This is a genomic window from Dactylosporangium sp. NPDC006015 (assembly GCF_040614215.1).
In the GTDB taxonomy this organism is placed as follows: domain Bacteria; phylum Actinomycetota; class Actinomycetes; order Mycobacteriales; family Micromonosporaceae; genus Dactylosporangium; species Dactylosporangium maewongense.
This window is the reverse complement of sequence record NZ_JBEXUD010000068.1, coordinates 25,596-50,360: the sequence shown is the minus strand read 5'-3', so window position 1 is coordinate 50,360 and position 24,765 is coordinate 25,596. Positions and strand designations below refer to the sequence as shown.

At 75.0% G+C, this 24,765-nt stretch carries 28 protein-coding genes and 2 pseudogenes; 17 read left to right on the top strand and 13 right to left on the bottom strand.

The annotated features are described in order from the left end of the window. Positions 1-164 (bottom strand): annotated as a pseudogene (locus ABZ321_RS54150) (DNA-binding response regulator); the annotation flags it as partial. A 269-nt stretch (positions 165-433) separates the two neighbouring features. On the opposite strand from ABZ321_RS54150, the gene ABZ321_RS54145 reads away from it, so the two are divergent. Next, positions 434-1,063 (top strand): hypothetical protein, encoded by a 630-nt coding sequence (locus tag ABZ321_RS54145; protein ID WP_354904243.1) that lies wholly within the window; start codon positions 434-436, stop codon positions 1,061-1,063. Positions 1,064-1,185: 122 nt separating this feature from the next. Here the strand turns inward: ABZ321_RS54145 and ABZ321_RS54140 are convergent, their stop codons facing one another. The 3 genes from ABZ321_RS54140 to ABZ321_RS54130 all read right to left on the bottom strand — a co-directional run bounded on the left by ABZ321_RS54140 (position 1,186) and on the right by ABZ321_RS54130 (position 3,096). After that, positions 1,186-1,455 (bottom strand): DUF1876 domain-containing protein, encoded by a 270-nt coding sequence (locus ABZ321_RS54140; protein ID WP_344505861.1) that lies wholly within the window; start codon positions 1,453-1,455, stop codon positions 1,186-1,188. Between the two features lie 317 nt (positions 1,456-1,772). Continuing rightward, positions 1,773-2,243 (bottom strand): cyclic nucleotide-binding domain-containing protein, encoded by a 471-nt coding sequence (locus ABZ321_RS54135; RefSeq protein ID WP_344505860.1) that lies wholly within the window; start codon positions 2,241-2,243, stop codon positions 1,773-1,775. Between the two features lie 10 nt (positions 2,244-2,253). Then, positions 2,254-3,096, bottom strand: coding sequence for a hypothetical protein (locus ABZ321_RS54130; protein ID WP_354904240.1), 843 nt, complete (start codon positions 3,094-3,096; stop codon positions 2,254-2,256). Here ABZ321_RS54130 and ABZ321_RS54125 point away from each other — a divergent pair. Continuing rightward, a complete protein-coding gene (locus ABZ321_RS54125) occupies positions 3,077-3,892 on the top strand; it encodes an EAL domain-containing protein (protein WP_354904237.1) in 816 nt (271 codons plus the stop codon). The genes ABZ321_RS54130 and ABZ321_RS54125 overlap by 20 nt on opposite strands. Positions 3,893-3,923: 31 nt before the next feature. Here the strand turns inward: ABZ321_RS54125 and ABZ321_RS54120 are convergent, their stop codons facing one another. From ABZ321_RS54120 to ABZ321_RS54105, 4 genes are all read right to left on the bottom strand, one after another. Next, positions 3,924-4,778 (bottom strand): universal stress protein, encoded by an 855-nt coding sequence (locus tag ABZ321_RS54120; RefSeq protein WP_344505858.1) that lies wholly within the window; start codon positions 4,776-4,778, stop codon positions 3,924-3,926. Positions 4,779-4,870: 92 nt separating this feature from the next. After that, positions 4,871-5,704 (bottom strand): universal stress protein, encoded by an 834-nt coding sequence (locus ABZ321_RS54115; RefSeq protein WP_344505857.1) that lies wholly within the window; start codon positions 5,702-5,704, stop codon positions 4,871-4,873. Positions 5,705-5,887: 183 nt separating this feature from the next. Then, a complete protein-coding gene (locus ABZ321_RS54110; protein WP_354904234.1) occupies positions 5,888-6,784 on the bottom strand; it encodes a universal stress protein in 897 nt (298 codons plus the stop codon). Positions 6,785-6,818: 34 nt separating this feature from the next. Next, on the bottom strand, positions 6,819-7,721 hold the full coding sequence (locus ABZ321_RS54105) for a universal stress protein (RefSeq protein ID WP_344505855.1): 903 nt from the start codon (positions 7,719-7,721) through the stop codon (positions 6,819-6,821). A gap of 219 nt (positions 7,722-7,940) precedes the next feature. Between ABZ321_RS54105 and ABZ321_RS54100 the strand changes: the two genes are divergently transcribed. Further along, on the top strand, positions 7,941-8,945 hold the full coding sequence (locus ABZ321_RS54100; RefSeq protein WP_354904231.1) for a zinc-dependent alcohol dehydrogenase family protein: 1,005 nt from the start codon (positions 7,941-7,943) through the stop codon (positions 8,943-8,945). 31 nt (positions 8,946-8,976) lie between these two features. Here ABZ321_RS54100 and ABZ321_RS54095 read toward each other — a convergent pair whose 3' ends face one another. Then, positions 8,977-9,855: a universal stress protein gene (locus ABZ321_RS54095; RefSeq protein WP_354904229.1), complete on the bottom strand. Its 879-nt coding sequence runs from the start codon at positions 9,853-9,855 to the stop codon at positions 8,977-8,979. Between the two features lie 503 nt (positions 9,856-10,358). On the opposite strand from ABZ321_RS54095, the gene ABZ321_RS54090 reads away from it, so the two are divergent. Then, positions 10,359-10,580 (top strand): DUF1918 domain-containing protein, encoded by a 222-nt coding sequence (locus ABZ321_RS54090; RefSeq protein WP_344505852.1) that lies wholly within the window; start codon positions 10,359-10,361, stop codon positions 10,578-10,580. Positions 10,581-10,625: 45 nt separating this feature from the next. On the opposite strand, the gene ABZ321_RS54085 is transcribed toward ABZ321_RS54090, so the two are convergent. After that, positions 10,626-10,922, bottom strand: coding sequence for a PLDc N-terminal domain-containing protein (locus tag ABZ321_RS54085; protein ID WP_344505851.1), 297 nt, complete (start codon positions 10,920-10,922; stop codon positions 10,626-10,628). Positions 10,923-10,986: 64 nt separating this feature from the next. Further along, positions 10,987-11,967 carry a nitroreductase family protein gene (locus ABZ321_RS54080; RefSeq protein WP_344505850.1) on the bottom strand — a complete coding sequence of 327 codons (981 nt, stop codon included), beginning with the start codon at positions 11,965-11,967 and terminating at the stop codon, positions 10,987-10,989. Between the two features lie 489 nt (positions 11,968-12,456). On the opposite strand from ABZ321_RS54080, the gene ABZ321_RS54075 reads away from it, so the two are divergent. The 3 genes and pseudogenes from ABZ321_RS54075 (at position 12,457) to ABZ321_RS54065 (ending at position 15,095) form a co-directional block, all read left to right on the top strand. Beyond that, a complete protein-coding gene (locus ABZ321_RS54075) occupies positions 12,457-13,386 on the top strand; it encodes a universal stress protein (protein ID WP_344505849.1) in 930 nt (309 codons plus the stop codon). Positions 13,387-13,514: 128 nt separating this feature from the next. Next, positions 13,515-13,880: pseudogene (locus ABZ321_RS54070) on the top strand (CoA-binding protein); the annotation flags it as partial. A gap of 177 nt (positions 13,881-14,057) precedes the next feature. Next, positions 14,058-15,095, top strand: coding sequence for a nitroreductase (locus tag ABZ321_RS54065; RefSeq protein WP_344505848.1), 1,038 nt, complete (start codon positions 14,058-14,060; stop codon positions 15,093-15,095). Between the two features lie 43 nt (positions 15,096-15,138). Here the strand turns inward: ABZ321_RS54065 and ABZ321_RS54060 are convergent, their stop codons facing one another. Then, entirely contained in the window at positions 15,139-15,723 is a 585-nt protein-coding gene (locus ABZ321_RS54060) for a CBS domain-containing protein (RefSeq protein WP_344505847.1), read from the bottom strand. A gap of 65 nt (positions 15,724-15,788) precedes the next feature. Then, on the bottom strand, positions 15,789-16,790 hold the full coding sequence (locus ABZ321_RS54055; RefSeq protein WP_344505846.1) for a nitroreductase: 1,002 nt from the start codon (positions 16,788-16,790) through the stop codon (positions 15,789-15,791). A gap of 295 nt (positions 16,791-17,085) precedes the next feature. Here ABZ321_RS54055 and ABZ321_RS54050 point away from each other — a divergent pair, with 295 nt between their 5' ends. From ABZ321_RS54050 to ABZ321_RS54005, 10 genes are all read left to right on the top strand, one after another. Next, entirely contained in the window at positions 17,086-17,403 is a 318-nt protein-coding gene (locus ABZ321_RS54050) for an HPF/RaiA family ribosome-associated protein (protein ID WP_344505845.1), read from the top strand. Between the two features lie 100 nt (positions 17,404-17,503). Continuing rightward, a complete protein-coding gene (locus ABZ321_RS54045; protein ID WP_354904223.1) occupies positions 17,504-18,295 on the top strand; it encodes a sigma 54 modulation/S30EA ribosomal C-terminal domain-containing protein in 792 nt (263 codons plus the stop codon). Positions 18,296-18,340: 45 nt separating this feature from the next. Next, on the top strand, positions 18,341-18,883 hold the full coding sequence (locus ABZ321_RS54040; protein WP_354904220.1) for a PAS domain-containing protein: 543 nt from the start codon (positions 18,341-18,343) through the stop codon (positions 18,881-18,883). Then, entirely contained in the window at positions 18,880-19,785 is a 906-nt protein-coding gene (locus ABZ321_RS54035; protein WP_344505842.1) for a methyl-accepting chemotaxis protein, read from the top strand. Before ABZ321_RS54040 ends, ABZ321_RS54035 begins: the two co-directional genes overlap by 4 nt. A gap of 125 nt (positions 19,786-19,910) precedes the next feature. After that, positions 19,911-20,165 carry a hypothetical protein gene (locus ABZ321_RS54030; RefSeq protein ID WP_354904217.1) on the top strand — a complete coding sequence of 85 codons (255 nt, stop codon included), beginning with the start codon at positions 19,911-19,913 and terminating at the stop codon, positions 20,163-20,165. Between the two features lie 158 nt (positions 20,166-20,323). Beyond that, entirely contained in the window at positions 20,324-21,160 is an 837-nt protein-coding gene (locus tag ABZ321_RS54025) for a rod shape-determining protein (RefSeq protein WP_354904215.1), read from the top strand. A gap of 53 nt (positions 21,161-21,213) precedes the next feature. Next, positions 21,214-21,519, top strand: coding sequence for a TraR/DksA C4-type zinc finger protein (locus ABZ321_RS54020; RefSeq protein WP_354904213.1), 306 nt, complete (start codon positions 21,214-21,216; stop codon positions 21,517-21,519). Positions 21,520-21,592: 73 nt separating this feature from the next. Next, the gene (locus ABZ321_RS54015) at positions 21,593-22,000 is read left to right on the top strand and encodes a hypothetical protein (RefSeq protein ID WP_354904210.1); all 408 of its coding nucleotides are present in this window, start codon (positions 21,593-21,595) and stop codon (positions 21,998-22,000) included. A gap of 8 nt (positions 22,001-22,008) precedes the next feature. Beyond that, complete coding sequence (locus tag ABZ321_RS54010) at positions 22,009-23,271, top strand: helix-turn-helix domain-containing protein (RefSeq protein ID WP_354904207.1); 1,263 nt, start codon at positions 22,009-22,011, stop codon at positions 23,269-23,271. Between the two features lie 88 nt (positions 23,272-23,359). Further along, the gene (locus ABZ321_RS54005; RefSeq protein ID WP_354904205.1) at positions 23,360-24,763 is read left to right on the top strand and encodes a cytochrome ubiquinol oxidase subunit I; all 1,404 of its coding nucleotides are present in this window, start codon (positions 23,360-23,362) and stop codon (positions 24,761-24,763) included. The last annotated feature ends 2 nt before the right edge of the window (positions 24,764-24,765 follow it).

Below are 24,765 nucleotides of genomic sequence, written 5' to 3'. Positions count from 1 at the left end.
CCGTCGAGCACGGCGACGTCGGGCCGCAGCGCGGGAATGCGGTGCGTCGCGTCGACGGCGGACCCGGACTCGCCGACGACCTCGATGTCACCCTCCCGCTCGAGCATCTCGCGCAGGCCGAACCGGACGACTTCGTGGTCGTCGAGCAGATACACCCGAATCATGGCTTCATTGTCACCCGGTGGCCACCCGCGCGGGCGGGCCGAAAGTCCCGGGCCGCCCCAGCCCTTCGGCACTGAACCGGCCCTCGGCACTGAAACCAGCCCCTCGGCACTGAACCGGCCCTTCGGCATCGACCGGCCGGAGGTCCCGCGGTGCCCCGGGACGTAGGTCCCGTCGATGTGGGTGGTTGTGCTCTGTGGCGGGCCGGTGCCAGTGCCACAGGCTGATGCCATCACATCGACGCACTTTCCAAGGCCCCGGAGGGCACGCCATGAAGCGCAAGACGCTCGACATCCTCGTCGGTCTCGGCCTCGTCGTCCTGGCAGGGCTGTTGCTGGTGGCCGGTCTGGTGCTGACCAGCAACGCGAACTTCGCCAATGACTACGTCAAGGACCAGCTCGGCCAGCAACAGATCTCCTTCAAGCCGGCGGCGACCCTGACGGCGGAGGAGAAGGAGTCGGCCTGCCTGGTCAAGTACGCCGGTCAGCAGCTGACCACCGGCAAGCAGGCGGAGTGCTACGCCAACGAGTTCATCGGCCTGCACCTCAAGTCGATCGCGGGCGGCAAGACCTACGCCCAGATGGGTGACGTCCAGGCCGACCTGAAGGCGAAGATCGCCGCGCTGCCGAAGGACGACCCGGCCGCCGCCGACCTGCAGAAGCAGCTGACCGACGCCAACACGGCCCGCGAGACCGTGTTCAAGGGCGAGACCCTGCGCGGCCTGCTGCTCACCTCGTACGGCTTCAGCGAGTTCGGCGCCAAGGCCGGCCAGGCCGCGCTCGTCGCGTACTTCGCCGCCGGCCTGCTGCTCCTGCTCGGCGCCGCCGGTCTCGTCCACGCCGCCGCGACCCCCGGGACCAAGGGCTTCGCGGTCCCCGACCAGGCGCTCGTCAGCGCCTGACCGTCACCCGCAACCCCCGAACCCCCGACCCGGGCCTCCCAGTGAGCGCCCGGGTCGGGCGCATGTCGGCATCGGGCTGCCGGACCGGCGGCCTCCGGTCCGGCAGGTGCGGGCGGGCGCGGTCAGGCCAGCAGCCGCACGCGCTCGTCGGTGATGGCCTGGATGTCGGCCGCCGCCGAGAGCAGCAGCTGGTGGCCGAGGTCGTTGAGCGCGCGGGCGACGGCGAGCTCGTCACCGATCTCCGGCACGTTCTCGTCGGCGGGGTTGAGACGGGCCCGGCCGACGCCGAGTTGGTGGCTGTCGTCGTTGGCGTGCAGCCGGGCCTCGGCGTGGGTTTCCCCCTCGGTCTCACCGATCAGCAGGTCCACCGTCCAGTGCTTGGTCGTGGGCATGATCTCCTCCAGTCCGGTCGTTCGTCGCGTCGCGGGGCGACGCGTCACCTCCGACGGTCCCGCGGCCGGGCCGCGGTCCGGGCGCTCGCGTCGATCTCGGACGGAAGGCGGGCGCCTGGGCCGTGGCGGCCCTGCCCGCGAACGTGTCACCAACAGCGGTGCTGCGACGCCGGCGATCCTCGGCGACCGCCGGGTCGACCGAAGAAGCTGAGCGGGCCGTCGTGCTGGGTGAAGGCGTGACCGTTCCAACGGTACTCGCGGACCTGCCACAAACCGGCGTGATTCGGCACCGCGGCGGCGCGGCCGCGAGGCGGGGGTCACCGCGTCGGCGTTGTTTCCCGGTACAGGTCGAGCATCCGCAGCCGGGTCGCCTGCATCCGCGCGACGACCACCTCGATCAGGCGGCGGGTCAGCTCGTAGCCGAGCTCCGGCTCGTCGGCGCACATCGCGCGGACGCCCGCGGCCTCGAAGCAGATCGCCAGGACGGGCGTGTCGGCCGTGGCGCCGAAGTGCCAGCGGTACGGCGGGAACAGCCACGACCAGCCGACCACCTGTCCGGCGCCGATGGTCTCCACGACGACGTCGCCGCGGCCGGGCAGGCGCGTGTCGAGACTCACCAGCCCGTCACGGATGAGCCAGAACTTGTCGGCCCTGCCGCCCTCGCTGAAGAGCCGGGTGCCCGCGCGGACCGTCACGCGGTGCGAATAGTGCGCCATGCGCTCCAGGAACCGGTCCGGCACTCCGGCCATGAACGGATGCTCGACGAGCAGATCGTGCGCGGTGATCATCGATCTCACCTCAACCGTCGTGTGGTGGTCTCCGCCTCCAGACAACGTGCCCCGGCCGGTCCCAGGTAGAGCCGCGAGCCCTCCGATGGCAGGACCTACGGCCCTGTCGCCGGCCGGGTCGTTCGGGGACGCGCGGCGGCAAGTCTTCAGGCCCGGGGTCCGGCGGCCGATAGTGCGGTTGACGACTGACTCCTGGAGGATGGCAGTGACCCTGCGGCGCAAGCTGGTCGGTGGGTACCTGCTGGTCGCGGTCCTGGTGGCGCTCGTCGGGGTGGTGGCCTGGCGGGTCGACGTCGGGTCCGCGCGCCGCGCGGCGATCACCGAGGCCGAGCACGTCGCGTTCGGGGTGGCCAGGGACGTCGCGTTCGGGCTGCCACCTGACTCCGCCGGGGAGCAGGACCCCGGCCCGCTGTACGACAGACCTGAGTGGCTCGACGCCTACCTGCGGCGGCTGCGCGACCTGCAGGGCCGCGACATCGTCGTCGTCGACCGCCGGCAGGTGGTGCTCGGCGGCGCGGTCCCGGACCACGTCGGCACCACCTTCGACCATGACACCGCGGACCAGGTCGGCGCCACGATCCGCGACCGGGTGCCGCGGACATTCGTCGAGGTCAGCGACGACCACCCGGATGGCATCAAACAGGTCGTCGTCCCGCTCGTCGGCCGCGACGACGTGACACTCGGCGCGGTGATCCTCGAATACACCCCCCTCTACGACGAGATGGTCGCCTCCACCGGCCGGGCGCAGCTGACGATCGCCGTCGTCTGCGGCTCCGGTGTGCTGCTCGTGCTCCTGGTCGGCGGGCTGCTCGGAGCAGGGCAAGGCCCGCTGCGTGGACTTCCAGGCCGACATGCACGCCCGCATCGTCGACCAGCTCGACCAGGAGCGCCGGCTGAAGACCGCCATCGAGCGCGGGGAGCTGCGCCTGCACCTGCAGCCGATCGTCGAGACGCTCGCCGGCCGCACCGAGGGCGTCGAGGCGCTCGTGCGGTGGCAGGACCCCGCGGCCGGGCTGCGGGCGCCGGGCACGTTCCTGCCCCTCGCCGAGAGCGCCGGGCTCATCACCGACATCGACCGGTGGATACTGCGGGAGAGCTGCCTGACCCTGCGCGCGTGGCAGGACGACGACGCCGCGGGCGCCCCCGACTGGATCACCGTCAACATCTCCGCCGTGCTGCTGGACAGCCCCGACCTGCCGGACCTCGTCACGCGGACGCTGCGCGAGACGGGCCTGCGCCCCGAGGCGCTGGTCCTGGAGGTCACCGAGACCACCCTCATGCGCGACGTGGCGGGCACCGCGCCGCGGCTGGAGCGGCTGCGGTCGACGGGCGTGCGCATCGCCATCGACGACTTCGGCACCGGGTACTCGTCCCTGGGCTACCTCCGGGACATCCCCGCCGATGTGCTGAAGATCGACCGGTCGTTCCTCGAGGGGCTCGTCGGCAGCGACCGCCACCGGGGCCTGCTCGCCGCCGTCGTGCAGCTCGGGCACACCCTCGGCCTGCGGGTCGTCGCCGAGGGCGTCGAGGACGCCGAGCAGCTCGCCGAGCTCGTGGGCCTCGGTTGCCGGTACGCGCAGGGGTACCACCTGGCCCGCCCGGCACCGGTCGGGCAGCTGCGCGCCGCCGCCGACCTCGTCCGCGGCTGACCCCGGGCCGGGCCGCACGCTGCCGGTGTGCTCAAGGGGCGGCCGGCGCGTGGACGATCAGCACCGGGCACGCGGCGTGGTGCATCAGGTGCTGGCCGACGGAGCCGAGGAGCAGGCCGGCGAACCCGCCGTGCCCGCGGCTGCCGACGGCGACCAGCTGGGCGGTGCCGGAGGCGTCCAGCAGCGCCTGGGCCGTCCGGCCGTTGACGAGCCGGGTCTCCAGCGCGACGGCCGGGTATTTCTCCCGCCAGCCGGCCACCGCCGCCTCCAGCAGCTGCTGTTCCGTCGCCTCGATCATGGCGTACGGCAGGGAGGTGACCATGGGTGGCAGGTAGGCACGGACGGCGAGCACGCCGGTGTCGCGCAGCCGCGCCGCCTCGAACGCGACACCCAGCGCGGCGTCGGAGCTGGGGGAGCCGTCGACGCCGGCCACCACCGGGCCGCCGGCCGCGGCCCGGCCGCGCACCACGACGACCGGGGTGCGCGCGTGCGTGGCGACCTGCTGGCTGACCGACCCGAGCAGCAGGTGGGTGAGCCCGCCGCCGCCACGGTTGCCGACCACGATCAGGCGGGCGCCCGCGTCACCGAGCTCGAGCAGGGTCGGTGACGGCGCGGCATGGACCGCCGTGCCGTCGATACTGACGCCGGTGCCGCGCCGGCGGAGATGCTCCACGATCTCGGCGATCAACGCGTCGCCACGCTCCTGCGCCTCGGCGGCCATCTCCCCGGCCGGTCCCGCGTACTCCCCGCCGGGCCAGGCGAGCTGGTAGGCGTACACGATGTGCAGGCGCGACCCGGTCCGCTCGGCCTCGTCCACGGCCCAGTCGACGGCGGCCCGGGCCTCGCCCGACCCGTCGAATCCGACGACGATCCGCTGTGCGTCCATCGCAGTCCTCCTTCGTGACGGTCCGGCCGGACAGGGCCGGGGTCTCCTCGCCGGGCGGGACCTCCGGCCCCGCCCGGCGGCGCGTGGTGCCGTCAGTGCCGGGCGATGAGGACCGGCGAGTCCGCGTGCTCGAGCACGTGCTGGGCGACCGCACCGAGATGCAGCCCGGTGAAGCCCCCGTGCCCCCGCGCCCCGAGCACGATCATCAGCGCGTCCCGCGCCTCGTCCAGCAGCACCGGCACCGGCACGCCCTGCCGCACCCGCGCCTCGGCCTCGACGGCGGGGTCCTTCGCCCGCAGCCGCTCCAGGTCGGCGTCGAGCTCGGCGGCCAGCTTGTCCGGGTCGGGGCGGCGGGCCAGGCGGCTCGTCGGCGGCTGCCACACGCGCACCGCGACCAGCGGCACCCGGCGGGCCGACGCCTCGCCGAACGCCGCCTCCAGCGCCAGCAGGCCGCCGGCGGACCCGTCGGTGCCGACGACGACCGGCCCGTGGGACGGCAGCTGCGCCTCCGGCCCGGACCAGCGCTCGGCGTGGTGCACCACGAGGACCGGGCAGTACGCGTAACCGGCGAGCTGCACGCCGACGGAGCCGACCAGCAGCGAGTGGAAGCCGCCGTGCCCGCGGCTGCCGACGACGACCAGCTCGGCGTGCCGGGACTGCTCGCGCAGCGCGTGCGCGGGCTGCCCGAACCACGTCGACGTCGTCACGTGCAGGCCCGGATACCACCGGCGGGCCTCGACCGCGGCGTTCAGGACCAGGCCCTGCTCGTCGGTGACCTCCTCCGGAGGGCCGGGGACGCCGAGGGCGTGCGTGATGCGCAGCGGCAGGCGGAGCCGGACCGCCTCGTCGGCGGCCCAGCGGACCGCGCCGAACGCGGCCGGCGAGCCGTCGACGCCGACGATCACCGGCCGTTGGATGGTGGTCATGACGGCCTCCTCACGATGTGCGGCGGTGTCTTCAACGGTCGTCCACCGCCGCGCCGGCCGGAAGGGCCGATGGTCCCGTCCACCGCGGGCGGCGACACCGGCGCATGCGCCGACCGGCCCTGACCGCGCGCAGACCCTGGTACCCGATCCTGGTCGGGCCACCCGGCGGATGGGTGCGGTGCCTCAGGCGGCGCCCCGCCCCGCCGGTGTACCGGCGGGCGCACCGTGGGGCCGCGGGACGACCAGCACCGGCCGGTGGGCGTGGTGCAGGGTGGCCATCGCCACGCTGCCGAGCATGATCTCCTGTGCCGCCGAGCGCCCCCGCGAGCCGACGACGACCAGTGCCGCCGACCGGTCCGCCGCGTACCGGCCGAGGGCGTCGGCGATGGCGTGTCCCGGTGTTCCGTTCCCCGGCCGGACCAGGACCGGTTTGACGGACCGGCTCCCGTCCGGCGGCGGGGTCGACGGCCACTCCTCGGCCCTGTCGTGCACCGACACGAGCACCACCTCCCGCTCCGGCAGCAGCCGGTCGGCGGCCACGACCGCGGCCGAGGCGCCCGGGGAGCCGTCCCAGCCGACGACGACCGGTCCGCCCGGGACCGCCGCGGCGTCCCGCATGAGCATGGGATACGGCACGACCAGCACCGGCTTCGGGCTGTAGTGCACGAGGACGTCGGAGACGCTGCCGAGGACCGCGCGGAAGCCGTCGAGGCCACGGGAGCCGATGAGGACCACGTCGGGCTCCAGGGCGGCGGCGGTCCTGGCCAGCTCGAACCCCTCGCCGCCCTCGGCGGGCCGGGTGAGGGCCTCGGCGCGCCAGCCCGCGGTCCGGGCGATCGTGACCCCGGTGACGACGACCTGTTCGGCCCGCCACGCCCCCTCCCCGCGCAGCGCCTCGACGAACTCCTCGATGTGGTCCCGGCCGGCCCACAACCGCCGGCGGAGGCCCTCCTCGGCGAACGGTGGCGTCCACAGGTACGCGATCCAGGCGTGCGCGTCCGGCAGCAGTTGCGTGCCGGCCCGCAGCGCGGCGTTCGCGGCGGCGGAACCGTCGTAACAGACCAGGGCGCGTTTCGTCATCGCGGGCCCTCCTGACAGTCGGGTGGCCGCCGCGTCACCTCGGCGGGCGGACGACGACGACCGGGCAGTGTGCGTGGTGGACGGCGGCCTGGCCGGCCGAGCCGAGCAGCAGCCCGGTGAAGCCGCCGTGCCCGCGGGCACCGACGACCAGCAGCTCGGCGGCGGCCGAGGCGTCGACGAGCACGCCGCCGGCACGTCCGGCGACGGCCTCGAGCTGGACGTCGACCTGCGGGTACTTCTCCTGCCATCCGGCGATCGCCTCGGCGAGCACCCGGCGCGCACTGAGCAGTTCGGCGTGCTCGCCGTGCACCGGCGGGGCGACCCCGTCCCTCTGCCCGGCGACGTGCCACTGGACCGCGGTGACCGCGGTCAGCCCGGCCCGCCGGAACGCCGCCTGCTCGAACGCGAGGCCGAGCGCGAGGTCGGCGCCGTGCGAGCCGTCGACACCGACGACGACCCGGCCGGCGTGCGGCCCGTCGGCAAGGTCGACCTCCCGGACGATCACCACCGGGCAGGCGGCGTGCCCGGCGAGCTCGACTCCCGTCGAGCCGACCAGCAGGGCGGCGAAGCCGCCGAGGCCGCGGCTGCCGACGACGACGAGCGACGCCAGCCGAGAGGCGGCCAGCATCGCCGGCACGCACAGCCGGGTCGTGAACTCGGTGGTGATCCGCAGGTCGGCGCCGACGTCACGGGCCACCACGACGGCGTCGGCGAGCACCCGGGCCGCCGTCGCCCGCACGTCGGTCTCGTAGGCGACCGGCAGCGCGAACCCCACGGGCGGGTACACCAGGTCGGGCCAGTCGTGCGCGTGCAGCAGGTGCAGCGGCCGGTGCCGCCGGGCGGCGTCGGCAGCGGCCCACCGCACGGCCCGCATGCTGCCGGCGGAGCCGTCGACGCCGGCGACGACAGCAGTGGCCGGGACGGATGACGTGGACATGGCAGCTCCATACGATCGCTCCTGCGCCGTCGCCGGGACGGCGGGTCGCGCGGGCGTGTCCGGCCGGCGTCGCGGGCGGCGCGCACCGCCACCGCTGTCCCCACCACCAACCATCCGCGCCGGGTGCGTGGCCGGCCAGGGCCCGGCGGCAACGGACGACGGGGACCGCAGTGCGTGCATGGTGGGCGTCCGGGCGGGCAGGAAGGCCGGGTGCGACGGATGACCGCGTGGCGGGTCGAGCGGCCGGGCCCCATCCAGCAGCGTCCCCTGCGGATGGATTCGGCGCCGGTACCGGAGCCGGGGCCGGGCGAGGTCCTCGTGCGGGTCCGCGCGTGCGCGGTCTGCCGCACCGATCTGCACCTGGCCGAAGGCGACCTCCCGCCGTTGCGGCCCGGTGTGGTGCCCGGCCACGAGGTCGTCGGCGACGTCGAGCGGTTGGGGCCGGACGCCGGCGACCTGCGGGTGGGTGAGCGGGTGGGGGTGGCGTGGCTGCGCCACACCTGCGGCGCCTGCGCCTACTGCCGCGCGGGGGCGGAGAACCTGTGCCCGTCCTCGCGGTACACCGGCTGGCACGCCGACGGGGGCTTCGCCGAGCACTGCGTGGCGCCGGCGGCGTTCGTCTACCGGCTGCCGCCGCGCTACGACGACGCCCACGCCGCCCCGCTGCTGTGCGCCGGGATCATCGGCTTCCGCGCGCTGCGCCGGGCGGAGCTTCCCCCGGGAGGCCGCCTGGGCCTGTACGGGTTCGGCGCGTCGGCGCACCTGGCGGCGCAGGTCGCGATCGCGCAGGGCGCGAGGGTCCACGTGCTGACCCGCTCGGCGCAGGCGCAGCAGCTGGCCCTGCACCTCGGCGCCGCGTCCGCGGGCGATGCCGCCGGCCGGCCGCCGGAGCCGCTGGACGCCGCGATCCTGTTCGCGCCCGTGGGCGACCTGGTGCCGGTCGCGCTGTCGGCGCTGGACCGCGGTGGCACGCTCGCGGTGGCCGGCATCCACCTCACCGACATCCCGGTCCTGCGGTACGCCGACCACCTGTTCCAGGAGCGGACGCTGCGCAGCGTCACCGCCAACACCCGCCAGGACGGCCGCGACTTCCTGGCGTTCGCGCAGGAGCATCCGCTGCGGGTGAGCATCACGGAGTACCCCCTGGGGGCGGCGGACGAGGCCCTCGCCGACCTCGCCGCCGACCGGGTCAACGGCGCCGCCGTCCTGGTCCCGCCCACCTGACCGCCCTACCTGACTGCGAGGCCCGGCCGGGCTACCGCACCACCGCGACCGGGCAGGCGGCGTGGTGGATCAACGCCTGGCTGACCGAGCCCAGCAGCAGCCCGGTGAAGCCGCCGCGGCCGCGCGAGCCGACGACCATCAGCTCCGCGCCGTGGGACAGCCGCCTGAGGACCGACGCGGCACCGCCGCGCACCGTGCGGCGGCGCACGTCGACGTCCGGGTACTTGTCCGCCCAGCCGCAGACCGACTCCGCCAGGGCCCGCCGCTCGTCGTCGAGCAGGTCCTCGGTGTCGTAGACGAGCGGCAGCATGTCGCCGGGGCCGGTGGACTCGGGCCAGCGGTACGTGTGCACCGCGGTCAGCCCGACCCCGCGGAACGAGGCCTGCTCGAACGCGAACCGCATCGCGTGCTCGGCGTCGTGGGACCCGTCGACGCCGACGACGACCCGGCCCGCCTCGACGGCGGCGGCGGGCTCGCCCCGGCGGACCACGACGACCGGGCCGGCGGCGTGCGCGGCCACCTGCGCGCCGACGGATCCGAGCAGCAGACCGCCGAATCCGCCCAGGCCGCGGCTGCCGACGACGACGGTGCCGGCCCACCCGGAGGCGTGGACCAGCGCGGCGGCGGCCGGCTCGATCGGCGTATCGGTGGTGATCGGCAACTGGGACGAAACGGTGCGCGCGCGGGCCACGGCGGTGTCGACGACGGTGTCGGCGGCGTGCCGGACGAGCTCGTCCAGCGCGGGTGTCCGGCGGGCGCCCAGCGACGGGTGGGCGACGGGCCACGCGTACGCGTGGACGATGTGCAGCCGGCGTCCCCGGCGCGCGGTGTCCCAGGCGGCCCAGTCCACGGCCGCCAGGCTCTCCGGTGAGCCGTCGACACCGACGACGACGTCATGCTTGTGCTCCATCACGCGTCTCCTTCCACGGATCCCCTGGCCGTTTCGGCGTTCCGTCGTCCTGCGCCGGCGCTTCGTGTCTGACGTCCGGGTGGCCGGCGCGAAACGACACCCGCTGTTGGGGAGCCCGGTGCGGTGACCATCTTGGTGATGGCGAACCTGGCGGCCCTCGTCGCCGTCCTTGGCATTCCGCTCGTCGTGACCTGTGCCCGGCAGCGGGTGTCGCACCTCAATCCTTACCGCGGCGGACGGTCGGCGGCACCGGAGAAGGTCCCGCCCGCCGTGGGCCGCGCGGCCCGGACCGCCACGCGCTCGGGGCTCTGCCCGGCGCGCCGTCGCGCCGCACGTGGCAGATGGCCGGCGTGCCGCCGTCTCCCCGACCGCCCACGACAACGCGGCGACCGGAAGAGGATGAAGACCCTGGCAACGGCGTGGCGCGCGGCGCACGGTTGATCGAGAGGGAGACCCCCGACCCCGCGGGACCGCTCGCGGGACGAGCGGAGGAGGAACGGATCATGCAGGCGAACATCGGAGACCGGCTGATCGTCGAGGGCACCCACCTGGGCGACAGCCGGCGGATCGGTGTCATCACCGAGGTCGGCCACGCCGATCACACGCCGCCGTACAGGGTGCGCTGGCTCGACACGGGCCATGAGGCGCTGGTCTTCCCGGGCCCTGACGCCCGGGTGCGCCCTCCTGCCGACGACGACGAGCCGGTCGGCGGCCCGGCGTCCTGACACCGGGGCGGCGGTCCGGCGGGGCCCGGTGTCAGGGTCGCCGGGTCAGGGCCGCCGGGCCCGGCCGCGGCGCGTCTCGTGCTCGTCCGGCCGCCGCCCGGCGAGGAGGTACAGCAGCGGGCCCGCCGGCTGGATCGCGAGCGCGGGCCACCACAGCGCCTTCAGCCCCTGGACCTGCGACGCGGGGCGCCGGTACAGGTCGGCGGCGGCGATCGCGGTGAGCGTGATCTCCGCGGCCGTCCCCACCACGAGCGCCGCCCGGTCGCGGGTGGACAGGTCGCTCCATCGGGAGTGGTGCACGGATTCGCGGCCGATCGCCCGGGCCACGGTCGCCAGTGTCATCGCATGCCTCCACGGTGCTGTAGGCCGGCAAGGCCACCGTAGGCAGGCGCCGGCGACAGCGGCGTCACACCGCGGTGGTGGGCGCGCCCGCCGCCACGACGACCTCGGACAGATCCCGGCGCGGGCTCGCGGGCACCGGCATGCCGTAGCCGATGCGCAGGATCATCTGCGGGGCCCACGGGTCGGCGGGGTCCGCGATCGCGCGGCGCAGCCGGGGGATCTCCAGCGCCTGGGTCATCGGCTGGGCGGCGAGGCCGCGCACCGTGGCGCTGAGCAGGACCCGCTGCATGGCCTGGCCGGCCCGCACGCGGGCGGTGCGGCCGTCGGCGCGGCTGCTGAGCACGACGAGCTGCGGATGGGGCTCGAACACGGCGGCCGGGCGGCCCGGGTCCGCCGACAGCAGCCCGAAGTCGCGTGCCGGCAGCCAGCCGTGCACGTCGCGCGGGCCGGTGAGCTCCGCCGGTATGCCGTCGCGGCGGCCGGGACCGCCGGCCGTCCAGGTGGCCAGCTCCCGGCGGTACGCGGGGTCGCGGCGCTGGGCGGCGTCGGCCGCCGCGGTGAGCGTCAGCAGCGCCTCGCGCCGCACCCGGTCCAGCACGGTCAGCTCGGCACCCTCCGCGGCTGCCGCCGCCCGCAGCTCGTCGATGACGCGGGCCGGGACGACGGCGCGGGCGTACGGTCCGCGGTTCGTGTGCCGCCGGAAGAGCGCCGTGCCGAGCGCGCGCAGGCCGGGCCCGGGGGCGCCGGACCTGCCCGGCTCGATCCGGGCCACGGTCAGGCCGTCGGCGGGAAACGGCCGCAGCACCGGCAGCCACCCGTCCAGCGCCATGGCCAGGCGCAGGTTGAACACGGCGGCGCCGACGCTGAGCAGCATCGCGCGGTGGTCGCGGTCGACGACCCGCAGCCGGCGCGCCGGGTCGGTGCGCACGTCGATCACGCCGTCGTGGATGTGGAACCGCCACGGTTGGGTGTTGTGGATGGAGGGCGCGGCGACGGCGGCGCGCAGCAGGGTCTCCGTCGTCCCGGCATCGAGTCGCCAGCGCATCGCCGGTCATCTCCGATCGTCGCCGCACCGGCCGACTGGCCGCCGTGCTGTCGTGGTTCCGGCGTCCAGCCTCGTCGCCGTGGCTGCGGGCCGCACGAGGCGTTGGTCCTGTCGCGCCGGGCAGGTCGGCCCGCCGGCGGGAGCCGACGCGGCGCCCCCTGCCCTTCCGGATCGACGGTGATCGCGGCATCGATCACCTGATGCGGATGATTCGTGTCCGGCGTGCTGGCACAGAGCGCCGCGGTGAGATCATGCTGGACCCGAGCGCCGCACGTGGTGCGGGGCGCTGGCAGCCGCGACTGCGGCATCGGCGCGCCCCCGGCAGGGCCGGTCCAGGCGGCGCGGCAGGTCACCGACGACGTGGTGGCGGCACCGCATCGCCGCCCGTGGTCGTGGGGGCCGGGCACGGCCGGCGGTCCGCCCGGCTCCGGACGCACGTGTTCGGGGGACTGTTCGGGGGACTTCGGGGGACGCGGAGGGAGGCCGACATTGGGCTACCGGTACGGACCCGTGGTGGCCGGCGTCGACGGTTCGGCCGACAGTCTCGGTGCGCTGCGGTGGGCGGCGGACGAGGCCTGCCGGCACAACCGGGAGCTGCTCGTCGTCCATGCGATCGACCCGGCCCTGCACGCCGGTGACGTGCCGCCGGGCAGCGCCGACATCGCCGTCCGGGCGGCGGACGAGGCGGTGCGATGGCGACCCGGCGTCTGCGCGGCCGGGGTGACGGAGGTCGGAGCCCCGGTCGAGGTGCTGCGCAGCCATACGCGGCAGGCCCGGTTGCTCGTCGTGGCGAGCCACGGCGGCGGCAACAACATGGCCGACCCGCTCGGCTCGGTGTGTGACCAGCTCTGCCTGGGGGCGGAGTGCCCGGTGCTCGCGGTCCACGCGGCACGACGCTGGGCCGATCCGTTCACGGTCCTGCCGCAGACGGGCCCGGTGGTGGCCGGCTTCGACGGGTCGGACCCGGCCCGCCGGGCGCTCCGCCTCGCGTTCGAGGAGGCCGCCGACCGCGGCCAGCGACTCGTCGTCATCCAGGTCTGGCAGCATCCCGAGCTGTGGCTGCACGGCCGGCACCACGGGGAAGGCCGGCACCACGGGCCGTGCCTGAGCAGCGACGAGTCGGCCGTCCACGAGGCGCTCGTGGCGGCGGCCGAGCCGTGGCGCGCGCGGCACCCCCTCGTCGAGATGGAGCTGCGCAGCGAGCCCGGCGACCCGGTCGAGGCCCTGACCCTCGCCTCGCAGTGGGCGATGCTCATGGTGTTCGGCACCCGCAGCCCGGCGGATCCCGACCAGCCGCCGAGCCCCTCAGTGATGCACCGGGTCCTGCGCGACATGGCCTGTCCCGCGCTCATCGCGCACGGCACCGTCCAGGAGCACGCCGCACCCGTGCCGGGCGCCGTGCATTCGGCGTCAGCGTGACAGCCGCCCGCACCCCCGCCCGGGCCGGCGGTCGCAAAGAAGCAGGCCGTTCGGCACCGAACAGCGTCCCGAGCCGGTGGCACAGTGGAGGTGTCGCCGGTCATCTTCACAGCGAGGAGCTGATCACGATGCGTACACCACGGCAGATACTCGCCGGCGCGCACACGATCGCGGTGGTGGGCGCGTCCCGCGACCCGCAGAAGCCCGGGCACTGGGTGCCGAAGATGCTGCAGGAGCAGGGCTGGCACATCGTCCCGGTCAATCCGCACGCCACGGTCCTGTTCGGCGAGCACGCGTACGCACGGCTCGCCGACGTCCCGGAGCACATCGACGTGGTGCAGGTGTTCCGGCCGGCGGAGGAGGCCGAGGGTCTGGTCCGGGAGGCGGCCGCGGCCGGTGCCGGGGCGATCTGGCTGCAGGAGGGCATCGCCAGCCCGAAGGCGCGGCAGCTCGCCGGCGAGCTCGCGCTGGACTACGTCGACGACACGTGCATGGGGGCGGAGCGCGCGCTGGCCGACATGGTGCACGGCGGATGCGAGCCGGAGTGCCCCGTCTACCACGGCATCGTGCCCGTGCCGGAGTCGTCGCCGGAGCCGGCCGACGCGCGGTGAACGTCGCCGGAACCGGTGCGGCACAAGGATCTGGACGATGAGGCCGGGAAGGAGTTCGTCATGGTAACGGTACGGCACACCGAGCCCGACGCGGCGATCCGCGTGGAGGCGGTCAGCCGGATCCTGGCGCGTGCGGCCGTGACCGCGCTGCGCGCACCGTCCATCTGGAACACCCAGCCCTGGCGCTGGCGCATCGAGCACGACGTCGCCGTGCTCCGCGCGGACCGGCGCCGGCAGCTGGACCCCATCGATCCGGAGGGCCGGCTGCTGACGGTCAGCTGCGGGGCCGCGCTGCACCACGCGTGCGTCGCGCTGGCGGCCGAGGGCGCGGCCGTGGTCGTCGACCGGCTGCCCCGCGACGACGACCCGGACCTGCTGGCGACGCTGCGGTACGCCGGCCGCCTGCAACCGTCGTCGCCCGCACAACGGCTCCGGCATGCGATCCAGGCCCGGCGGACCGACCGGCGGCCGTTCGACGTCCGCCCGGTGCCGGAGCACATCGCCGACCGGCTGCGCGCCGCGGCCCGCCACGCCGGCGCCGACATGCACCTCGTCCGGCCGCAGGATCTCACCGCGGTGGCCGTCGCCGCCGGTCACGCCGCCGCCGCCGAGCGGGCCGACCCGGCGTACCGGGCCGAGCTCGACAGGTGGACCGGGGCGCGTCTCGCCGCCGGCGAAGGGGTGCCGCACGACACCACCGCGGCAGTGGGCGCGCGGCCGGTGCCGATCCGCGACTTCACCGGTGTCGACGAGGGCCCGAGCATCTACAGCGGTGCCGAACCCGTGGACCGCGCCGCCTCGTACGGCGTGATCGTCACCGACGTGGACGAGCCGGCGGCCTGGCTCGTCGCGGGTGAGGCGCTGTCCGCCGTGCTGCTCACCGCGACCGCCGAACGGCTGGCCACCTCCGCGATGAGCGACCTCGTGGAGGTCCGCAGCGCCCGGGACCTGCTGCGCCGCATGCTCGGCGACGTCGCCCATCCCGTCATCGGCGTCCGGATCGGCGTCCCCGCCCCGGGAGCCCTCCCGCCGCACTCGCCGAGGAGGCCCGCCGCCGAGACCGTCGAGGTCGTCGGAGAACTCATGGTGGACGGCTGACGTCCCGTCCGCAGGGCCCTTTGAGGGCCCCGTGCCCTGCGGATCACGTCTCCTCGTCGGCGGTGGTGACCGTGTCGATGCCGGGCGTGGTGCGCACGAGCGCCATCGCGATGTCGCGTTCGGTGCCGCTGTCGAAGCGGCCGCTGACCACCGCCGTGCCACCGGTGACGGCGACCGTCCAGCGACGCTGACCGCCGGCGTACTCCGTCAGCCGTCGTTGCGCCTCGCGCATCGCCGTGTCGTCGGTGGGCATGATCGTGCGGAGCACGTCGCACCGGCTGACGATGCCGATGACGTGCTCGTCGATCACGATCGGCACGCTGTGGACGCCCTGGTCGACCATGACCTTGGCGATGTCGGCGACGTCGGTGTCGGGCCAGCCGGCCACCGGCAGCCCGGACATGACGTCCTCCACCCGGGTGCCCGGCGTGTCCGCCCCGGGTGCCGCCGGTCCGGCGGACCGGCGGAGCAGGTCCCGTTCGCTGATCGAGCCGACCAGCCTGCCGTGCGCGTCGACCACCGGCGCGGCCGTGATCTGCTCGCGTTCGAGCAGGGCCACCGCGCCGGCGACGGGTTCGTCCGCCCGCACCGTGTGGACGGGCCGGCTCATGATGTCCTTGGCGTGCATGGCGTGCCTCCTGTCGCCTTCCTGGGTGTGCTCCCTGGCTTCCCGGCCTGCTCCACGGCGGGGAGTCACGGTCCGGTCTCGTCGCCGATGACGTCACCGGTCGGCCGGCGGGGGCTCGCCGGTGGCGGCGACCCGGGATCGGCGCCGACGCGCAGCACGAGTTGCGGATTGCCGCCGTGCGGCAGGAGGCTCCGCAGCAGGGCGCGGGCGCCGGGCACCTCGACGGCGTCGCTCATCGGCGAGACCGCCAGCCCGAGACTGATCGCGGTGAGCCAGACCGCGCTGACCGCCTCACCCGCCCGTAGCCAGGCGGCGGGCTCGTCGGTGCGCGTGGCGAGCAGCAGGTACCCGGCGGACCGGTCGTCGCCGGTGCCCGGGGTCAGGGCGGCCCGGTCGCCGAGCCCGAAGCCGCGCAGCGGCACCGGCCGGGGCGTCGGTCCCGCGACGGTCTCCGGCGGCACACCGTCGCCCTTCTCCGCCGGCCGCCCCGTCCACTCCCGCAGCTCCTCCCGGCGCCGCTCGTCCTTGGCCTCGATGATCTGCGCGCCGTGCTCGGCCGCCCGCAGGTACGCGATCTGGTCGCCGTCGATGCGGTGCAGCGTCGTGTCCTCGGCCGTCGCCGCCGCGTGCAGCGCGTCCAGCGTGTCGCCGGTCGCCGGCCCGGACGCCAGGAACGGCCGCCGGTCCGTCCGCCGCTGCCGCATGGCGTCCGCGGCGGCGGCGTCCTCCGCCCGCACCGGTTGGATCCCGCCGGACCGCACCCGGGCGAGCAGGTCCGGGTCGGCCGCGTCGGGATAACGCCGCACCGACGGGTTGATCCCGGACGCCGCCAGCGCGACCCGGGCGTGGTGCAGCGCCGCGCCGCAGCTCAGGATCAGCAGCCGGCCGGCCGGGTCGATGGCGTGCAGCTGGCGGGTCCGGTCGGCGTGCAGGTCGAGCCCGTCCTCGCCGACGTGCCACCGCCACGGCTGCGTGTTCAGCACGGACGGTGCCCGCGTGGCCTCCTCGGCGGCGCAGCGCAGCAGCTCCTGCACCGTCCGCCCGTTGTTGCGTGTGCTGATGTCCATCCGTCGGCCTCGCTTCCCGCGAAGTGCCTCAGTGCCTGCCGCCTCCACGGTGCTTCGAGCCCGCAGGCGGTGCCGGACCGTCCGTGGCGGCGGCAGGGGCGGCGTGGTCGCAGCGCACCTGCCCGCCGTGCCGCCCGCTACACCTGGCCACGGGCGGCATCGGGGAATGATCCCGGCCGGCCCGCGCCGCCACGGTGTGACGGGACCAAAGACCCTGGAGGCGTCCCGTACCGGGGAGATCAAATGATCTCAGGCGGTCGGAACCCCGCCCCTTGGACGAGGGAAGGACGAGACGATGTCCCGCACGCACGACGAGGTCGAGGTCCAGGTCCAGCTGCAGGCCGGAATGGAGCCTCGGCTGCATGGGTACGCCCGGGAGAAGGTCACCGCGGTGCTCGGGCACACGGGACGCCCGATCCTCTACGCCAAGGTGCGGCTCGACCGGATCGCGAACCCGGCCGCCACCCGGCCCGTCACCGCCCGCGCCGAGATCGACCTGAACGGCCGGGTCCTGCACGCCGAGGCGGCCGCGGACGGCCCGTACGAGGCCGTGGACCTCCTCCAGGACCGGCTGCTTGCCAGGCTCGAGCACGAGAAGGCCGGCCACCGGTAGGGCACCGGGATCCGGGACGGCGAGGACGGGACCTTCGGCACTGTCGGCCCCTGTGACGGGCGGCGACACTGACGCCGTTGCCGATCCAGGAGGTGTACCGGTGCCGGAGCTCGACGTGTCAGTGATCGGCCCCGCGGGTGACGTCGACGTGCGCAGCCGCGGGCCGGTCGACCCGAACGACCGGGACCGCGCCCGGGCGGCCGTCGCGGCCGTGGTCGCGCGGCACCGCTCGGCCGGCGCGGCGCGGCTGCGCCTCACCTGCGGACCCCACGCGGGCTGCCCGGCCGTGATCCAGGTGAACCTGCGCGTCGGCGGGGCACCCGCCCGGATCCAGGTCGACGGCCCGACCCTGCCGGCCGCCGTCGCGGCCGCCGCGGACCGGCTGGAGCGCCAGATCACCCGGCTGGAGACCGGGTGGGAGCCGTGGCCGTGGCCCGACCCGCAGCGGCGCACGCTCGCGGTGCCCGGTCCGGCCCGGATCACCCGCCGCAAGGTGGTGCCGCTGCGGCCGCGCCGGGCCTGCCAGGCCGGGTCGATGCTGGCCGCGATGGACTACGACGTGTGCCTGTTCACCGAGCTGGACACGGGCGAGGACGCCGTCGTGTACCGCGCCGGCCCCACCGGCCTGCGCGTCGCCCGGCAGCACAGCATGCGTCCGGTCACCGCCAACGGCACGCCGACGCCGACGGTCAACTCGCGCCGGACGCCGGTCCTCACCCCGGACGCGGCCGCCACCCACCTCGCCGAGGGCTGGCTGCCGTTCCTGTTCTTCACCGACGCCGCCGACGGCCGCGGCGCCCTGGTCTACCGCCGCTACGACGGCGGCGTCGGCCTGCTGGCGCCGGGTGACGCCGCGCGTTTTCCTACACTTCGCGCGCGGCCCGGCGAATAGAGGGACGGACGGAACAGGCACGGACCGATCGGACGGCGAGGTGTGATGCGTGAGGCCACGGCGGCCCCGACCGGGCAGGAGCGGATGCTCGGCGAGGACGAGCTGATCGTGACCAAGACCGATCTGCGGGGCGTCATCACGTACGCCAACCCGGTCTTCCTCAGGATGTCCGCCTTGACCGCCGCGGAGGCGATCGGCAGCCCGCACAACGTGATCCGCCACCCTGACATGCCGCGGTGCGTCTTCAAGCTGCTGTGGGACACCATCGGTCGCGGCGACGAGCTCTTCGCCTACGTCGTCAACCTGGCCCGCGACGGCGCGCACTACTGGGTGCTGGCGCACGTGACGCCGTCGTTCGACGCCCGTGGTGCCCGCGTCGGGTACCACTCCAACCGCCGCCGCCCGGATCGCCCCGCGGTCGCGGCCGTCACCGGGCTCTACGCCAGGCTGCGCGCCGAGGAACGCCGCCACGGCCGGCCGCAGGAGGCGATCGAGGCGTCCACCCGCCTGCTGGAGCGGGAGCTCGCCGAGCAGGGCCGCACCTACGACGAGTTCTTCTGGTCGCTGACCGGGGCTGTCACGGCATGAGACGGGCGTCGAAGGAGCCGCGGCCGTCCGGGGACGACACGCTCCGGACGCTGGCCGCCGTCTGCCGGGCCGTCGCCGGCGGTGACCTCGAGGCCCGCGTGCCGGTGGTGGGGCACGACCCGGACGCCGCCGCGGCGGCGGACGCCGTGAACCAGCTCATCGACGTGGTCGACGCGTTCGTGCGCGAGTCCACCGCGTCGCTCACCGCCGCCGCGGAAGGCCGCTACCACCGGCGCTTCCTGCCGGGCGGGATGCGGGGCGCGTTCGGGCTGGGCGCGGCGACCATCAACCGCGCCACGGACCGGATGCGCGCCGCCGCCGAGGACCTCGCGGCGGCCGGCCTGAGCCGTCTCGGTCTGGCCGACCAGCTCGAGTCCGCGGTGCTCACCGTGTCGGAGCAGGTGGCGGCCGCCGCCAGCCAGGTCGGCGCGTCCGCCGGAGGGCTCGCGTCCTTCGCCAACGACGCGGTCGGCCACGCCGAGGAGGGCATGCAGACCGTCGGCGGGCTCCGCGCCGCCTCCGAGCAGATCCGGCGGGCGGTCGAGCTCATCACCCGGGTCGCCGCGCAGACCCGGCTGCTCGCGCTCAACGCCACCATCGAGGCCACCCGCGCGGGTGAGGCGGGTCTCGGCTTCAACGTGGTCGCCACCGAGGTCAAGACCCTCGCCACCGAGACGGCGGCGTCCAGCGACGAGATCGTGGCCCACGTGGACAACATGCAGGCCGCGGCCAGGTCGGCGATCGCGGTGCTGGAGTCGGTGACCCAGAGCCTCCGCGAGATGAGCTCGCTCGTCGACGGCATCGCCGCTGCCGTGGACGGCAAGCCGTCCGGGCTCGCGCAGCTCGCGGAGTCGCTGCGCAGCGAGGTGCTGGCGCTGGTCACCACGGTGCGCAGGACCTGAGAGCCACCGGGCCGGACCCCGTGCGGGCCCCGTGCGGGCACCGGGCGCCACGCGGTGGCACGGCGCCCGCCGCCGGCCAGATTGCCGATGATCGGCAAGCAGGGCGCCGTCAAGGTTGCCGACCGATGCTGGTGTATGCCGTGCGCGGATCGCCGATGCTGGAGATTCCTTCGGTACGGCTCGCAGGGGTGGTGATCGTGGTGACTGGCGTGTTGTGCCCTGAGCGGCCCCCCGTCCTGGTCGCCGCCTGCCCCGCGCCGACCGGCTCGCCCGGTGCGACCTCAGCCTGGCCACGTGTGGCGCGGGGACGCATCGGGCTCGAGCGCTTCCGCCGGCAGTCGCCGCCCGGCCGCTACGGCGTGCCGGCCGTCATCGGCTGACCGCAGGCCCGGCCACAGCGTCCGCGGCGATCGACGCCGGACGCGCCTGACCCCTCGTGCTGCGGCACCGCCACAGCCCGTCCCGGTCGCGTCCGGACCGCTTTCCGCACAACCTCACCGTCGTCACGGACCGCGTACAGGTGTCCGAGAGGAGAGCCATGTTCACCCAACCGACCGGCAGCGCCGCCCTAGAAAGGCTGGAACGCCCGGGCGACCCCCGGCACCGCACCGGCGCGGCGAACCCCGCGCACGAGCCCGCGGCCGTGGGGCTCGACCTCGGCGGCGCCGGCGCCAGGATCTGGGCGTCGGGCCGTGGGGTGCTGCAGCTCAGCTACCCGGAGACGGTGACCGCGCCGTGGTCCGGTCTGGTCGCCCGGGGCCGGATCACCGACCTGGAGGCGATGCGGACCCTGCTGTCCGGCCTCTCATGGGAGCGGCGCCGGCCGCTGCCCGCCGGTGCCGTGGTCGTGACGTGCCGGCCCGTGGGCACCGACCCGCGGATGGAGCCGGCCGTGCGCGAGCTGGTGACGAAGGTGTTCGAACCGGCACGGCTGCTGTTCATCGACTCCGTGCGCGCGGCGGCGATCGGCGCCGGCGCGGCGCCTGGCCCGTTGCTGGTCGCCGACGTCGGCGCGCACCTGACCGAGGTCGCCGTGCTCGAGGGCGGCGTGATCGTCGCGGCCCACCGGCGCGACGTCGGGCTGCACGACGGCGTCGACGGGCCGGACCTCGACGCGGCGGTCGTCGCCGCCATCACCGACCTCGTCGGCCGGGTGCGCCGGCAGACCGGCCAACGCCGCCAGGTCGTCGCCGCGGCGGTCCGTGGGGGTCTGCTCCTCGTCGGCGGCGGCGCGGCCCGGCCCCGGCTGGCGGCGCGCATCGCGGGTGCCGCGGGCACCCCGGTGCGCCGCCCGGCCGCGCCGCATCTGGCCGCGGTGCGCGGCGCCGGCCTGGCCGCGCTCGCCGCGCTGCGCCGCGGCGCCGTGCGGCCCTGACCGGCACACGCGTGCTCCACCGCAATGTTCTGACAGGTTGATGGGAGACCAGCATGAGCGTCGACACGAGTCCGCTGCGGCACACGCTGCAGACGCAGCTGCGACAGCACACCGAGGAGCTCGCGGTCCTCGCCGCGGCCGGCACCGAGCCGGGCAGCGCCGGCGAGGACCCGGACACGATCGGTGCGCGCACGGCCGCCGCCCGCCAGGCGATCGAGGAGATCTCCGCCGCGCTGACCCGGCTCACCGCGGGCAGCTACGGCCGCTGCGAACGCTGCGCCGGCCCGATTCCCGCCGCCCGGCTGGAGATCCTGCCGCACGCGCGGTTCTGCGTGCCCTGCCAGGCCCGCGGGCGCTGACCGTCCCCTGCCGCCCTGAGGCGCCGGACCGCACGGCCGGCGCCTCCGGCGGCCACGAACCAGGAGCTTCACGATGGACACACGCGGCAGGCAGCGGGATCTCGACATGCTGCGGGTGCTGCTGCACGAGCACCGCGACCGGTACCGCACCCAGCTCCGCCTGCTCAACCAGCCGCGGCAGGGCGGCGCCGGCAGCACCGAGCAGCCGGCGCTGGCCGAGCTCACCTGGCGCCGGCTCGACGACGTCGAACACGCGCTGCACGCGCTCGACCGTGGCCGCTACGGCAGGTGTACCGGATGCGGGGCGGACATCCGTATCGACCAACTGATCCGGCAACCGGCGGACAGCCGCTGCCCCGGCTGCTCGCGGCGGGAACCGGAGCCGGGCCTGCGGAGCCGGGTCTACACTGCCGGTGACCGGCCACGGCGGGAATGCACCGCCGCGCCGGAGACCCGGCGGCCGGACGCCGGCGGGAGGTGAGCACTGCGATGGCCGACCGCAGCCGGCGGGCCTCGACCGGCGCGTCTGCCGACGCGCCCAAGACCGCGCAGCCGCAGCAGGCGCAGCAGGCATGGCTGGCCGAGGTCGCCACCGCCGCCGCCCGCGACGCCGGTGACGTGCCGGTGCTCCTGCTCGGCGACTACCTGCCGATGCTCGCCGACGCCGCGGTCAGCGGCCGCCGGCCCAGACGCGCCGAGCTCGACGCCGTGGCGCTGCTCGGTCGGCAGGCCGCCGAGCAGGGCATCTCCGCCGGACGGGTGGTGCAGCTGTACCTGTCGGCGGCCCGGCGGCTGTGGCAGGACCTGCCGATGGTGGTGCGTTCCCGCGACAGCGAGGTCGTCCGCGCCGCCGCGGCCGCGGTGCTGCACGTCATCGACGACGCCGTCGCGACCCTCGCCGAGGGGTACGCGGTCGCGCGCCGGGACCTCGTCCGCCGGGAGGAGGCGCTGCGCCGGGAGCTCGTCGACGACCTGCTGCGCGGCGACTCCGACCTCGGCAGCGTGGTCGAGCGGGCCGAGCCGTTCGGGCTCGACCTCGCCCGGGTGCACCAGGTGGCGCTCGCGGCCCCGGGCCGGCGGCTGCCCGACACCGACACGGCGATCAGCGCCCTCGAGGCGGTCATCTTCGACCGGCTCGGCGACCGTGACGTCCTCGTCGCCACCAAGGACAACCTCCTCGTGGTCCTCGCCCCGGCGGAGCCCGCCGTGGCCGGCACGACCGCACCCGCCGGCCGCGACAGCGACCTGGGTGAGCTGGTGCACGGCGAGCTCAACCGGCTCCGGCACGGCCGGCCGTGGCGGGTCGCGGTCGGCCGCCCGCACCCCGGCCTGTACGGCATCGCCCGCTCTTACGAGGAGGCCCGCGAGGCACTGACCATGGCGGGGCGCCTGCACGGGGACAAGTCCGTCATCACCGCGCACGACCTGCTCGTCTACCGGGTCCTGCTGCGCGACCAGCCCGCCATCGTCGACCTCGTCTCCGCCGTGCTCAGCCCGCTGCTGCAGGCCCGCGGCGGCGCCCGGCCGCTGCTGGACACCCTCGACGTCTACTTCGCCACCGGCGGGGTGGCCACCGAGTCGGCGAAGCGGCTGCGGGTGTCGGTGCGCACCGTGACGTACCGGCTGGAGCGCATCAAGGCCCTCACCGGATACGACGCGGCCGACCCGACCCACCGGTTCACCCTGCAGGCCGCGGTCCTCGGCGCCAAGGTCCTCAACTGGCCGGCCGACGCGCGCCCGGGCACCGCGTGACCGTCCTCACGCAGGAGGGCCCGACAGTCCCGGACGGACGTGCCGTTCGGCCCTGATGCCGCCCGCGCCGGCTCCCGAGAATCGGGCCATGGACGCGCTGGACCTTGCGCGGTGGCAGTTCGCGATCACCACCGTCTACCACTTCATCTTCGTGCCGATCACCATCGGCCTGTCGGCGCTCGTCGCCGGGCTGCAGACCGCCTGGTTCCGGACCGGGCGCCCCGAGTACCTGCGAGCGACGAAGTTCTGGGGGAAGCTGTTCCTCATCAACTTCGCGATGGGGGTCGTCACCGGCATCGTGCAGGAGTTCCAGTTCGGCATGAACTGGAGCGCGTACTCACGCTTCGTCGGTGACATCTTCGGCGCGCCCCTGGCCATCGAGGGACTCCTCGCGTTCTTCCTCGAGTCGACGTTCCTCGGACTGTGGATCTTCGGCTGGGACCGGCTGCCGAAGCGCGTCCACCTGGCGGCGATCTGGCTCGCGTCGATCGGCACCATGCTGTCGGCGTACTTCATCCTCGCCGCCAACTCCTGGATGCAGCACCCCGTCGGGTACACCGTGAACGCCGAACGCGGCCGGGCGGAGCTCACCGACATCGTCGCGGTCCTGACGAACTCGACGACCCTCGTGACCTTCCCGCACACCGTCACGGCGTGCTTTCTCACCGGCGGCGCGTTCATGCTCGCCGTGAGCGCCTGGCACCTGCGCCGCGGCAACCAGGTCGACGTGTTCCGGCCGGCGCTGCGCCTCGGCGCCTGGGTCGTGCTCGTCGCCGGCGTCGGCGTGCTCGTCACAGGCGACCTGCAGGCGCGGGTGATGACCGAGCAGCAGCCGATGAAGATGGCCGCCGCGGAGGCGCTGTACCAGACGTCCGAACCCGCCTCGTTCTCCATCTTCACCATCGGCTCGCTCGACGGGCGCGAGGAGGTCGCCAGCGTGCGCATCCCGTCGCTGCTGTCCTTCATGGCGACCGGCAGCCCCAGCGGCTCCGTCGAGGGCATCAACGACCTCCAGCAGCTGTATTCGCAGCGGTACGGCGAAGGCGACTACGTGCCCTACGTGCCGGTCACCTACTGGTCGTTCCGCCTCATGATCGGCTTCGGCGCCCTCGCCATGGCCGTCGCCGCGGTCGCGCTGTGGCGCACCCGGAAGGGCCGGCTGCCCGCGGGGCGCTGGCTGTGGACGGCCGCCGTGGCCACGGTCGCCATGCCGCTGCTGGCCAACTCGTTCGGCTGGATCTTCACCGAGGTCGGCCGCCAGCCGTGGACCGTCTTCGGCATCTTCAAGACCTCACAGAGCGTCTCGCCGTCGGTGTCCGCGAGCACCGTCGCGACCTCGCTCGTCGTCTTCACGCTCCTGTACGGCGCGCTCGCCGTCGTCGAACTGATGCTGATGCTGCGCTACGCCCGAGCCGGGGCACCCGAAATCGTCTTACCCAGTGACATAGCTGACGAAGATGACGAAGACCGTCCACTGGCGTTCGCGTACTAGAG